Raw genomic sequence first — 11,732 nt, 5'->3', positions numbered from 1 at the left:
GTTCTGTGACGCATTGACGATGCTATTTCCGGGCGAACCCGGACAGTCGATCTCTGTACATCGGGTTGCGATCACGTAACAGGAATCACAAAAGCTCATCACCATCCCTCCACAGGACACCCGTTCTGCTTATCGTGCTTGGCATGGCAGAAGGTTCAGATACGACGACGACCATCGAGCACCCCACCGCCACGCTTGTGGCGGGCCTGCGCGCTTTCGCGAGCGAGCACGGGGGAGCGAAGGGAGTCGTCGAGTACGTCGGACGGCGCGGTGCGCGCATCGTGCTGGTGGGCAATGACGGAGCATGGGGCGACCGGATGGCCGCCAGCACCGACATCGCCCGAGCCGCCTGCGAGAAGGCCGGCATCACCGTGGAGAACGAGTGGGAGCGCGAGCTGATCGAGCTCATGCGCCCCACGAACGACCTCTGGCGTTCCATGTCCAAGCGAGTCATGGCGCGCTGAGGTTCTTTCAGATCCCGCGTTATATTCGGATCTTGTGAGCACATCCCTTGACCACGCGACCCGGGCCCAGGCCCGGGTCGCCCTGGTTTCTGAAGCAGGTTCCACCCCGGCCGGAGGGCGCCCGCGCGTCGCGATCGTGACCTGCGCCGAGATTCCGCTGCTGGAGGCGGACGACCAGTTGGTGCTGCCCGCGCTGGCGGCCCTGGGCGTCGACGCCTCGCCGGTCGTCTGGGACGACCCCGCGGCCGACTGGTCCGCGTACGACCTGGTCGTGCTGCGCTCCCCGTGGGACTACGCGCAGCGCCACGACGAGTTCCTCGCCTGGGCTGCCGGTGTGCCCCGCCTGGTGAACCCGGTCGAGACGGTGGCCTGGAACACCGACAAGCGCTACCTCGCCGAGCTGGCCGCGGCCGGGCTGCCGGTCACCCCGACGACCTTCCTGGCCCCCGGCGACACCTGGACGCCCCCGTCCGGCGACGGCGAGTACGTGATCAAGCCCGCGGTCAGCGCGGGCAGCCGCGACACCGGCCGCTACGGCCCCGGTGACGCCGCGCAGGCCGTCGCCCACGTCCAGCGCCTCCAGGCGGCCGGCCGGATCACCATGATCCAGCCGTACCTGCCCGCCGTGGACTCGTACGGTGAGACCGCCCTGCTCTTCTTCGCCGACCCGGAGACCGGCCGCCTGGCCTACAGCCACGCCATCCGCAAGGGCCCCATGCTCACCGGCCCCGACGAGGGCCTGGAGACCCTGTACAAGCCCGAGGAGATCACGCCCCGGGTGCCCACCGCCGCCGAGCGCGCCGTCGGCGAGGCCGTCGTGGCCACCCTCCCCACCGGCCTGGTCTACGCCCGCGTCGACCTCATCCCCGACGAGCGAGGCAACCCGCTCCTGGTCGAACTGGAACTCACCGAGCCGTCGGTCTTCCTGCTCCACGACGAGGGCTCGGCTGCCCGTCTGGCCGCCGCCATCTGCTGGGCCATCTGACCCTGGCCCGCGGCGCCCCGCTCCACCGCGTGGGCGCCGCAGTCCGCCCAAGTTCGTTCGACTTGCCTGGCACCTGTGCGTATCTTGACGCCGAATTCGCCCACGTGCCTGGCAAGTCGAACGATCTTGGTGTGGTCGACGCCCCGGCCGAACCAATCGGGTCAATGGGGGGTGCGGGAGAGGAAGTCGCGGAGGCCGGCACCCGGGGGGTCGTCGGGGTGGGCGGCGAGGCCGCGTTCGGCCCAGGAGCGGGCGGCGAGGGGGTCGCCGATGTCGGCCAGGGCGCGGGCGAGGCGGCCGTACTGGGCGGCGTGTTTGAGGTCGCCGCCGATGACCTCGATGAGGGTGGGGACGTCGCGTTCCCAGCGGGCCAGGCGTTCGACGGCGTCGCGGGCGGACAGGTCGCCGGGGTCGGCGGCCCAGCGGCGGCGGACCACGGCGCGGTAGTGGTCCAGGCCGCCGGGGCCGAGGGCGGGGCCGTACGCCCAGATGTCGACGGGGCACCAGCGGCCGGTGTCGAACTGCACGGTGACCAGCCAGTCGGCCAGGTCGACGGGGTCGGGCGGGGCCTGGCGGCACGCTTCGGCGTGGGTGGCCAGCAGGCGGTTGAGCAGGTTGTCCAGCGCGCCGGAGGCGTCGTCGGCGTGGTCGAGGGTGCTCAGCAGCAGTTCGACGGCGTGGGCGAGGGGCTCGCGGGCGACGGCGGGCCGGCCGGTGCGCACCAGGGTGGCCAGTTCCTCGGCGACGTGCGCGGCGCTCTCGGCGTGCCGGACGCTCGCCCAGTAGTCGAGGTCGCCGGTGGTGGTGAAGGTCCGGGTCACCACGCCGGGAAGGGAGTCCTCGGGGTGGGCCTGCGGCGCGCGGCGCAGAGAGGTGGGCACCCCGTCATCATCGCTCCGACGGGCGGTCCGTGAGGCCCTTGCGCGACCGGTTGACGACCGGATCGGAATCTGGCGGTTACCGGACGGTGACCAATGTCCGGTTCGTTTCGTGGCTGGTCACGCTGGACGCGCTCCCATCGGGCGCGGGGGCGTCGAACCCGGTGCGCCAGACCACGGCCAGCGTCGCGACCCACACCGCGCAGGCCCCGGCCATGTGCGCGCCGACCAGGATGGCGGGCAGGTGGGTGAAGTACTGCACGAAGCCGATCACGCCCTGCGCCAGCAGCACGGCCAGCAGGGTCGCGCCGGTGCGGGCCATCGCCGGGGCGCCGACGGCGCGGGCGGCGAACCAGCACGCGACGGCCAGGCCGAGCATCAGGAAGACGGCGTCCACGTGCAGCTGCGAGATCATCTCGGGGTTCAGGCCGGTGCGGTGCGCCTTCTCGTCGCCGGCGTGCGGGCCGCTGCCGGTGACCACGACGCCGATCACGATGACGACGGCGGACGCGGCGGTCAGCGCCCAGGTGAGCGGGCGCAGCCGGTCCGCGGCGGGCTCGGCCGCCAGGGGAGCGGTGCGCCGCCAGAGCAGGTACGAGCCGCCGATCATCGCGGCGGACAGCAGGAAGTGCAGGCCGACGACGTACGGGTTGAGGTCGGTGAGCACCGTGATGCCGCCGACCACGCCCTGCCCGGGGATCCCGAGGGCGAGGATCACCGCGGGGCGGCGCAGCCGGGCGTGCCGCCACACGGCCACGACGAGCAGGACGGCGATGGCGGACAGCACGAAGGTGAGCAGCCGGTTGCCGAACTCGATCGCCCCGTTGATCCCCATCGCCTTGGTGGCGGTGTACGAGTCCTCGGTGCACTTGGGCCAGGTCGGGCAGCCGAGTCCGGAGCCGGTGAGCCGGACCGCGCCACCGGTGATCACGATGCCGATGTTGCCGATGAGCCCGGCCAGGGCCAGCCTGCGGCGGGTGACCGCGCCGGCGTCGAGCAGGTGTCCGACGAGCGGCACCCGCTCCAGGACCCGGGTGACCCGGGGGACGAATCCGGCTGCTTTGACGGTCTCGACATCACGCACGAACCGATGGTAGGCGCGCGTTCCGGACGTGCCGAGTTAGGGCAGCCTGGGTGTCAGGGGTCACGCCGGGGGCGGTTTGCGCACGTCGAACTAAATAAGTAACACTGGTGTAGTGAAAAAGGGCGGGGTGATCACAGAGGCAGCCGACCGCCGCGTGGGCCATCCTGCCACGCGCGGCCGGGTGATCGAACTGCTCGCGCAGGGCCCCGCGACCGCGGCGGCGCTGAGCGAGGAACTCGGTCTCAGCCCGGCCGGGGTGCGCCGCCACCTCGACGCCATGTACGCCGAGGGCCTGGTCAGTGCCCGCGAGCAGGTGATCCGCGGCCCGCGCGGCCGGGGACGGCCCGCCAAGGTCTTCTCGCTCACCGACACCGCCCGCGACGGGCTCGGCCGGCACGCCTACGACGGGCTGGCCACGGCCGCGCTGCGCTGGATCGCCGAGCGCGGCGGCGAGCGCGAGGTGGCCGCCTTCGCCGCGGCCCAGATCGCCTCGCTGGAGCAGCGCTGCGAGGACGCCGTGCGCGACTCGGGTGATGATCCTCTCGCCCGCGCGGAGGCGCTCGCGGAGGCGCTGACCGCCCAGGGATACGCTGCGAGCGCGTCCACGATCGCCACCGGCGGGCAGCTGTGCCAGCACCACTGCCCCGTCGCGCACGTCGCCGCCGAGTTCCCGCAGCTGTGCGAGGCCGAGACCGAGGTGATCGGTCGCCTGGTCGGCACGCACGTGCAGCGGCTCGCGACGATCGCGCACGGCGACGGGGTGTGCACCACTCACATACCTCCGAAGTTGGCTCGTCCCGGAGCGCCGCCAGGTGGCGCGCCGGCTCCGGCGGGCCGGACCGAACTTGTTCAGATCCACGATGGCGTCACGATGAGGACGGACTCATGACCGAGCAGATCACCACGACCGAGGACCAGCTCGCTGGCCTGGGCAAGTACGAGTACGGCTGGGCCGACCCGGACCTGGCCGGGAGCAACGCACGGCGCGGTCTGAACGAGGCCGTGGTGCGCGACATCTCGGAGAAGAAGAGCGAAGCCGACTGGATGCTCGACCTGCGGCTCAAGGGCCTGCGCCTGTTCGGCCGCAAGCCCATGCCGAACTGGGGCGCGGACCTGTCGGGCATCGACTTCGACAACATCAAGTACTTCGTGCGCTCGACCGAGAAGCAGGCGGCGAGCTGGGAAGACCTGCCCGAGGACATCAAGAACACGTACGACAAGCTCGGCATCCCGGAGGCGGAGAAGCAGCGCCTCGTGGCCGGTGTCGCCGCGCAGTACGAGTCCGAGGTCGTCTACCACGCGATCCGTGAGGACCTGGAGCAGCAGGGTGTGCTGTTCCTGGACACCGACACGGCGCTCAAGGAGCACCCGGAGCTGTTCAAGGAGTACTTCGGCACCGTCATCCCGGTGGGCGACAACAAGTTCGCCGCGCTGAACACCGCGGTGTGGTCGGGCGGCTCCTTCATCTACGTGCCGCCGGGCGTCAACGTGGAGATCCCGCTGCAGGCCTACTTCCGGATCAACACCGAGAACATGGGCCAGTTCGAGCGGACCCTGATCATCGTCGACGAGGGCGCGTACGTGCACTACGTCGAGGGCTGCACCGCGCCGATCTACTCGTCGGACTCGCTGCACAGCGCGGTCGTCGAGATCATCGTGAAGAAGAACGCGCGCTGCCGGTACACGACCATCCAGAACTGGTCGAACAACGTCTACAACCTGGTCACCAAGCGCGCCGTGTGCCACGAGGGCGCGACCATGGAGTGGGTCGACGGCAACATCGGTTCCAAGGTCACCATGAAGTACCCGGCCGTGTTCATGGTCGGCGAGCACGCCAAGGGCGAGGTCCTGTCGGTCGCCATGGCCGGTGAGGGCCAGCACCAGGACGCCGGCGCCAAGATGGTGCACGCGGCCCCGCACACCTCCAGCACGATCATCAGCAAGTCGATCGCCCGGGGCGGCGGCCGCACCTCGTACCGCGGTCTGGTCCAGGTCATGGAGGGTTCGCACCACAGCAAGAGCACGGTCAAGTGCGACGCGCTGCTGGTCGACACCATCTCCCGCTCGGACACCTACCCCTACGTCGACATCCGCGAGGACGACGTGGCGATGGGCCACGAGGCGACCGTCTCCAAGGTGAGCGACGACCAGCTCTTCTACCTGATGAGCCGGGGCCTGTCCGAGGACGAGGCCATGGCGATGATCGTGCGCGGCTTCATCGAGCCCATCGCCAAGGAGCTGCCGATGGAGTACGCGCTGGAACTGAACCGACTGATCGAACTGCAGATGGAAGGCGCCGTCGGCTGATGAGCACCGAAGTTATCGCACCGCCCAAGACCAAGTCGCAGGCGTTGCGCTCGTTCCACGTGGCCGACTTCCCGGCGCTGACCGGACGCGAGGAGGAGTGGCGCTTCACGCCGCTCAAGCGCCTGCGCGGCCTGGCCGCCGGGGACGTCACCGCCGTGGCCGCGCCCAAGCACGAGCACGGCGAGCTGCCCGCGGGCGTCACCGTGTCGACGGTGTCGCGCTCCGACGCGCGCATCGGCGGGGTGCTCACCCCGTTCGACCGGATCAGCGCCTGGGCGTACGAGAACGCCGCCGACGCGCTGCTGGTCGAGGTCGCCAAGGAGACCGTGCTCGCCGAGCCGGTGTTGCTGCGGCTGAACGGCCACGGCGCGGACGGCGCGGCGGCCGCCCACACCTACCTGGCCGTCGGCGCGTTCGCCGAGGCCACGGTGGTGCTGGAGCAGACCGGCAGCGTCACGCTGGCCGACAACGTGGAGATCGCGGTCGCCGACGGCGCGAAGCTGACCCTGGTCACGGTCGCCGACTGGGCCGCCGACGCGGTGCAGGCGCAGCACGTCAAGGTCAAGCTGGGCCGCGACGCGAAGATCCTGCACGTGCAGGTGTCGCTCGGCGGTGACCTGGTGCGCCAGTTCACCAGCGTCGACTACACCGGCCGCGGCGGCGAGGCCGAGCTCTACGGGCTCTACTTCGCCGACGGCGCGCAGCACATCGAGCACCGCCTGCTGGTGGACCACTCGGTGCCGGACTGCCGCTCGTACGTGGGCTACCGCGGCGCGCTGCAGGGCGACGGCGCGCACACGGTCTGGGTCGGCGACGTGCTGATCCAGGACCAGGCCACCGGCACCAGCACCTACGAGGTCAACCGCAACCTGCTGCTGTCCGACGGGGCGCGGGCCGACTCGGTGCCGAACCTGGAGATCGAGACCGGCGAGATCGTCGGCGCGGGCCACGCCTCGGCGACCGGCCGCTTCGACGACGAGCAGCTGTTCTACCTGATGGCCCGGGGCATCCCGGAGGCCGAGGCCCGCAAGCTGGTCGTGCGCGGCTTCTTCGCCGAGCTGCTGGGCAAGATCCCGGCCGAGGACCTGCGCGAGCGCCTCGGGGCGGCGATCGAAGAGCGGCTGGAGAAGGCGGGCTCATGAGCGAGCGCAGCGAGCGAATCATGACGCCAGGCCCCGCCGCCGACGAGCGCAGCGAGGAGAAGGCGTGACCGATTTCGTTAGGGCCTGTGCCGCCGACGAGGTCGCCAAGGGGGCGGCGCTCGCGGTGGACCTCGCCGGCACGCCGGTGGTGGTGGTGCACGCGGAGGACGACGGCTTCTACGCCGCGTACGACGAGTGCTCGCACGCCGCCGTGGCGCTGTCCGAGGGCGAGGTCGACGGCTGCACGCTGGAATGCTGGCTGCACGGCTCGCGTTTCGATCTTCGTACCGGTGAGCCGACCGGCCTGCCCGCCACCGAACCCGTACCCGTCTTTCCCGTCGAAGTCCGTGACGGTGATGTCTACGTCAGCATGACGCCAAGCAATGGAGTGACCCGATGAGCAAGTTGGAGATCCGCGACCTTCAGGTGTCGGTGAAGCTGCCCGAGGGCGAGCTCAAGCCGATCCTGCACGGGGTCACGCTGACCGTGGAGTCGGGCCAGACGCACGCCATCATGGGCCCCAACGGCTCCGGCAAGTCGACCCTGGCCTACTCGATCGCGGGCCACCCGAAGTACGAGATCACCGGCGGCACGGTGACCCTGGACGGCCAGGACGTGCTGGCGATGACCGTGGACGAGCGCGCCCGCGCGGGCCTGTTCCTGGCCATGCAGTACCCGGTCGAGGTCCCCGGCGTGTCGGTGGCCAACTTCCTGCGCACCGCCAAGACCGCGATCGACGGCGAGGCCCCGAAGCTGCGCACCTGGGCCGGCGAGCTGAAGGGCTCGATGGAGAAGATGGGCATGGACCCCGCCTTCGCCCAGCGCAACGTCAACGAGGGCTTCTCCGGCGGTGAGAAGAAGCGGCACGAGATCGTGCAGCTGGAGCTGCTCAAGCCGAAGATCGCGATCCTCGACGAGACGGACTCCGGCCTGGACGTCGACGCGCTGCGCGTGGTCTCCGAGGGCGTGAACCGCGTCAAGGAGAACAACGACAGCGGCGTGCTGCTGATCACGCACTACACCCGGATCCTGCGCTACATCAAGCCGGACTTCGTGCACGTGTTCGTCGCGGGCAAGATCGTCGAAGAGGGCGGCCCGGAGCTGGCGGACAAGCTCGAGGCCGAGGGTTACACGCGCTACGGGGCGGACGCCGACGCGGCCGTCGCGGCTGCCTGAGGGAGCTGAGCAGAAGATGACCGCCCTGACCATCCCGGCCGGGATGCCGCAGTACGACGACAAGCCGCGCTTCGACGTGGAGCGCGTGCGCGCCGACTTCCCGATCCTGGGCCGGGAGGTCAACGGTCACCCGCTCGTCTACCTCGACAGCGGCAACACCTCGCAGAAGCCGCGCCAGGTCATCGACGCGGTGGCCCGGTACTACGCCGAGCACAACGCCAACGTGGCCCGTTCGGTGCACACGCTGGGCACCGAGTCGACCGAGGCGTACGAGGGCGCGCGCGCCAAGGTCGCCGCGTTCATCGGCGCGCCGAGCGTCGACGAGGTGGTGTTCACCAAGAACGCCACCGAGTCGCTGAACCTGGTCGCGCACGCGTTCGGCCCGCACGCGCGGGACGAGCGCTTCCGGCTGGGCCCCGGCGACGAGATCGTGATCTCGGAGATGGAGCACCACTCCAACATCGTGCCGTGGCAGCTGCTCTGCGAGCGCACCGGCGCGACGCTGCGGTGGTTCGGACTGACCGAGGCCGGCCGCCTCGACGAGTCGAACCTCGAAGAGCTGGTCAACGAGCGCACGAAGATCGTCTCGATCGTGCACATGTCGAACGTGCTCGGCACCGTCAACGCCACCTCGCGCATCACCGCGCGGGTGCGCGAGGTCGGCGCGCTGCTCATGCTCGACTGCTCGCAGTCGGTGCCGCACCTGCCGATGGACGTCGTCGACTACGACGTGGACTTCATCGCGTTCACCGGGCACAAGATGCTGGCCCCGACCGGCATCGGCGTGCTGTGGGGACGCGGCGAGCTGCTCAACGCCATGCCGCCGTTCCTGGGCGGCGGGTCGATGATCGAGACGGTGAAGATGACCGGCTCGACCTTCGCCCCGGCCCCGGCCCGGTTCGAGGCCGGCACCCCGCCGATCGCGCAGGCGGTCGGGCTGGGCGCGGCGATCGACTACCTGACCGAGATCGGCATGGACGCGATCGCCTGGCACGACAAGGAGCTGACGGCGTACGCGCTGGACGCCCTGGACACCGTGCCGGGCCTGCGCATCTACGGTCCGCGGGTGCCGGTCGGACGCGGCGCGACCATCTCGTTCACGCTCGACGGGATCCACCCGCACGACGTGGGCCAGGTGCTCGACTCGCTCGGCGTGCAGGTGCGGGTGGGCCACCACTGCGCCAAGCCGATCTGCGACCGGTTCTCCGTGCCCGCGCTCACCCGGGCCTCGTTCTACCTCTACACGACGACCGACGAGGTCGACGCGCTCGTGCGCGGCCTGGATCAGGTGCGGAAGGTCTTCGCTTAGCCATGCAGCTCGACCAGCTCTACCAGGAGATCATCCTGGACCACTACAAGCGCCCGCAGGGGCGCGGATTGCGCGAGCCGTTCGCGGCCGACGTGCACCACGTCAACCCGACCTGCGGCGACGAGATCACCCTCCGGGTCGCCCTGGACGGGGAGACCATCAGCGACATCTCGTACGACGGCCAGGGCTGCTCCATCAGCCAGGCGTCCGCGAGCGTGCTGTACGAGCTGCTCAACGGCCGCAAGGTCGACGACGCGCTCGCGGTGCACGCCGCGTTCGTCGAGCTGATGGGCGGCAAGGGCCAGGTCGAGCCCGACGAGGAGGTGCTGGGGGACGCGGTCGCGTTCGCCGGCGTCGCCAAGTACCCCGCGCGGGTCAAATGCGCGCTGCTGTCCTGGATGGCGTTGAAGGACGCGGTCGCGCAGGCCGTCGCCCTCGAGAAGGAGGAAGTGTGATGAGCGAGACCGACATCGTCGACAGCGCCGTGGAGTCCGTGCGCGCCGAGGCCGCGCCGGCCGAGGCCGCCGCGCCGAAGTCCGGCAAGAAGGCCGAGGTGGACGACGTCCGCGAGGCCATGAAGGACGTCGTGGACCCCGAGCTGGGCATCAACGTCGTCGACCTGGGCCTGGTGTACGGCGTGCACATCGACGACGAGAACGTCGCCACCCTCGACATGACGCTGACCTCGGCGGCCTGCCCGCTGACCGACGTCATCGAGGAGCAGACCCGCGCCGCGCTGTGCACCGGCCCCGGCGGTGGCCTGGTCAACGACATGCGCATCAACTGGGTCTGGCTGCCGCCGTGGGGCCCCGACAAGATCACCGACGACGGCCGCGACCAGCTCCGCTCGCTCGGCTTCAACGTCTGACCGAACGTCCCCGAAAGGGCGTCCACCCGTGAGGTGGGCGCCCTTTTCGCGCGTCCCGCCCCCAGGTCATCCGACTTGCCTGGCACCTGGGCGTATCACGCTTCATGATTCGCCCACCTGCCGGGCAAGTCGAGTGATCATGGCCGGCCGCCTACGCTCGGGGCGTGGGGAGTGTGCCCGAGGGGCCGTCGGCGGAGTTGCAGGCGTGGACGTGCGCGGTGTGCCCGGCGCAGGAGCTGGCTGCGGGGCGATTCGATGTGGTCGCGCGGCCGGGGCCGGACAGCCGCTACGAGCCCGCGATCGGGTGGCGGGTGGACGGGTCCACCGGAGCGCCCACCTGCGTGCACCCGTACCGCGTGGGGCTGCCGCCAGGCGCGTACGCCACCGGGGGTGTGCCATTGCCACCGCGGGCCCCGCAGCCGCCCGACCCGCGTGACCTGGTCCTGCCCGACGACCCCACGCTGCTGGAGGCGTGGTTCGTCGCCGTGCTGCGCGACGCCGAACCGGCCCGGATGCGGGCCGCCCTGGCGCGGGCGGAGCAGGTGGCGGGGGAGCGGTTCCCGGGGCGGGTGGTGGTCGCGGCCGTTCGCCGGGTGATGTCCACCGAACTCGCGAGATAATGCGGTTGATCGTCCACCGGCAGGCGGAGGAGGCTCGCGGTCATGCACATCGCCACCCTCGACCAACGCCCCGACCTCGTCGACGCCCTGTGGGACATGCCCACGGTCTGGCCCGAGTTCATGCGCCACGACCCCATCTCGAACCTCTACTACGGCCTGTGCACCGAGCAGTGGCCCGAATACATCCTGGTCGCCGAGGACCCCGACGAGCCCGGCAAGCTCGTCGCCAAGGGCCACAGCGTGCCGTTCTTCCTGCCCGAGGGCGACGAACTGCCGATCGACGGCTGGGACGGCGCGCTGCGCCGGGCCGTGCGCGCCCGGGTGGCGGGGGACAAGCCGAACATCGTCTCCGCGATCGAGATCGCGGTGCGCCCCGACCGGCAGGGCACCGGGCTGTCCGCGGTGATGCTGGCCGCGATGCGGGACAACGCGGCCCGGCTGGGCTTCGCCGACCTGGTCGCGCCGGTGCGGCCGAACGGGGCCAAGGACCCCGACGAGCCCATGACGTCGTACGCGTACCGCACGCGCGACGACGGCCTGCCCGTGGACCCGTGGCTGCGGGTGCACGTGCGCGCGGGCGGCGTCATCGAGAAGATCGCCACCCGGTCCATGGTCATCCCCGGCACCTGCGCGGAATGGCGCGAGTGGACCGGGCTGCCGTTCGACACCACCGGGCCGGTCCACGTGCCCAAGGCGCTCACCCCGGTGCACGCCGACGCCGAGCACGACTGGGCCGTGTACGTCGAGCCCAACGTGTGGATCCGGCACCGCACCGGGGCCTGAGACATCGATGAGAAAATAGGTCGCAGGCAGGGGCACGGCGGCCCAGAATGATCCGCATGACGACTACCTGCCTGCGCCTCGCGCCCCTGTCCGCTTCGGCGGAAGGACGGCGTCGA

The 11,732-nt window shown here is 70.8% G+C and carries 14 protein-coding genes; 12 read left to right on the top strand and 2 right to left on the bottom strand.

Annotated features, from left to right (window positions below):
* The first annotated feature begins 143 nt into the window (after positions 1-143).
* Both AB0B66_RS15815 and AB0B66_RS15810 read left to right on the top strand, forming a co-directional pair.
* A complete protein-coding gene (locus AB0B66_RS15815; protein ID WP_360529201.1) occupies positions 144-464 on the top strand; it encodes a hypothetical protein in 321 nt (106 codons plus the stop codon).
* A gap of 82 nt (positions 465-546) precedes the next feature.
* Positions 547-1,449: a hypothetical protein gene (locus tag AB0B66_RS15810; RefSeq protein WP_360529599.1), complete on the top strand. Its 903-nt coding sequence runs from the start codon at positions 547-549 to the stop codon at positions 1,447-1,449.
* Positions 1,450-1,610: 161 nt separating this feature from the next.
* Here AB0B66_RS15810 and AB0B66_RS15805 read toward each other — a convergent pair whose 3' ends face one another.
* Complete coding sequence (locus tag AB0B66_RS15805; protein WP_360529198.1) at positions 1,611-2,330, bottom strand: hypothetical protein; 720 nt, start codon at positions 2,328-2,330, stop codon at positions 1,611-1,613.
* A gap of 76 nt (positions 2,331-2,406) precedes the next feature.
* Positions 2,407-3,327, bottom strand: a complete 921-nt coding sequence (locus AB0B66_RS15800) for a COX15/CtaA family protein (RefSeq protein ID WP_360529596.1) — start codon at positions 3,325-3,327, stop codon at positions 2,407-2,409.
* Positions 3,328-3,538: 211 nt separating this feature from the next.
* Between AB0B66_RS15800 and AB0B66_RS15795 the strand changes: the two genes are divergently transcribed.
* From AB0B66_RS15795 to AB0B66_RS15750, 10 genes are all read left to right on the top strand, one after another.
* Positions 3,539-4,300 (top strand): ArsR family transcriptional regulator, encoded by a 762-nt coding sequence (locus AB0B66_RS15795; protein WP_360529195.1) that lies wholly within the window; start codon positions 3,539-3,541, stop codon positions 4,298-4,300.
* Positions 4,297-5,718 (top strand): Fe-S cluster assembly protein SufB, encoded by a 1,422-nt coding sequence (gene sufB, locus AB0B66_RS15790; RefSeq protein WP_360529192.1) that lies wholly within the window; start codon positions 4,297-4,299, stop codon positions 5,716-5,718. The genes AB0B66_RS15795 and sufB overlap by 4 nt, the downstream gene beginning before the upstream one ends.
* Positions 5,718-6,860 (top strand): Fe-S cluster assembly protein SufD, encoded by a 1,143-nt coding sequence (gene sufD / locus AB0B66_RS15785; protein ID WP_360529189.1) that lies wholly within the window; start codon positions 5,718-5,720, stop codon positions 6,858-6,860. Before sufB ends, sufD begins: the two co-directional genes overlap by 1 nt.
* A gap of 64 nt (positions 6,861-6,924) precedes the next feature.
* On the top strand, positions 6,925-7,260 hold the full coding sequence (locus AB0B66_RS15780) for a non-heme iron oxygenase ferredoxin subunit (protein ID WP_360529186.1): 336 nt from the start codon (positions 6,925-6,927) through the stop codon (positions 7,258-7,260).
* Positions 7,257-8,036 carry a Fe-S cluster assembly ATPase SufC gene (gene sufC / locus AB0B66_RS15775; RefSeq protein WP_155386815.1) on the top strand — a complete coding sequence of 260 codons (780 nt, stop codon included), beginning with the start codon at positions 7,257-7,259 and terminating at the stop codon, positions 8,034-8,036. Before AB0B66_RS15780 ends, sufC begins: the two co-directional genes overlap by 4 nt.
* A 16-nt stretch (positions 8,037-8,052) precedes the next feature.
* Positions 8,053-9,345 (top strand): cysteine desulfurase, encoded by a 1,293-nt coding sequence (locus tag AB0B66_RS15770; protein ID WP_360529182.1) that lies wholly within the window; start codon positions 8,053-8,055, stop codon positions 9,343-9,345.
* 2 nt (positions 9,346-9,347) lie between these two features.
* Positions 9,348-9,800, top strand: coding sequence for a Fe-S cluster assembly sulfur transfer protein SufU (gene sufU / locus AB0B66_RS15765; protein ID WP_120315971.1), 453 nt, complete (start codon positions 9,348-9,350; stop codon positions 9,798-9,800).
* On the top strand, positions 9,800-10,213 hold the full coding sequence (locus tag AB0B66_RS15760) for a metal-sulfur cluster assembly factor (protein ID WP_360529178.1): 414 nt from the start codon (positions 9,800-9,802) through the stop codon (positions 10,211-10,213). The genes sufU and AB0B66_RS15760 overlap by 1 nt, the downstream gene beginning before the upstream one ends.
* 164 nt (positions 10,214-10,377) lie before the next feature.
* Positions 10,378-10,833, top strand: coding sequence for a hypothetical protein (locus AB0B66_RS15755; protein ID WP_360529175.1), 456 nt, complete (start codon positions 10,378-10,380; stop codon positions 10,831-10,833).
* A gap of 42 nt (positions 10,834-10,875) precedes the next feature.
* Positions 10,876-11,616 (top strand): N-acetyltransferase, encoded by a 741-nt coding sequence (locus tag AB0B66_RS15750; protein WP_360529172.1) that lies wholly within the window; start codon positions 10,876-10,878, stop codon positions 11,614-11,616.
* Positions 11,617-11,732: the final 116 nt, after the last annotated feature.

The sequence above is a fragment of the Catellatospora sp. NPDC049111 genome (assembly GCF_040648615.1).
Classification (GTDB): Bacteria; Actinomycetota; Actinomycetes; order Mycobacteriales; family Micromonosporaceae; genus Catellatospora; species Catellatospora aurea.
This window is presented reverse-complemented; position numbering and strand designations above follow the sequence as displayed.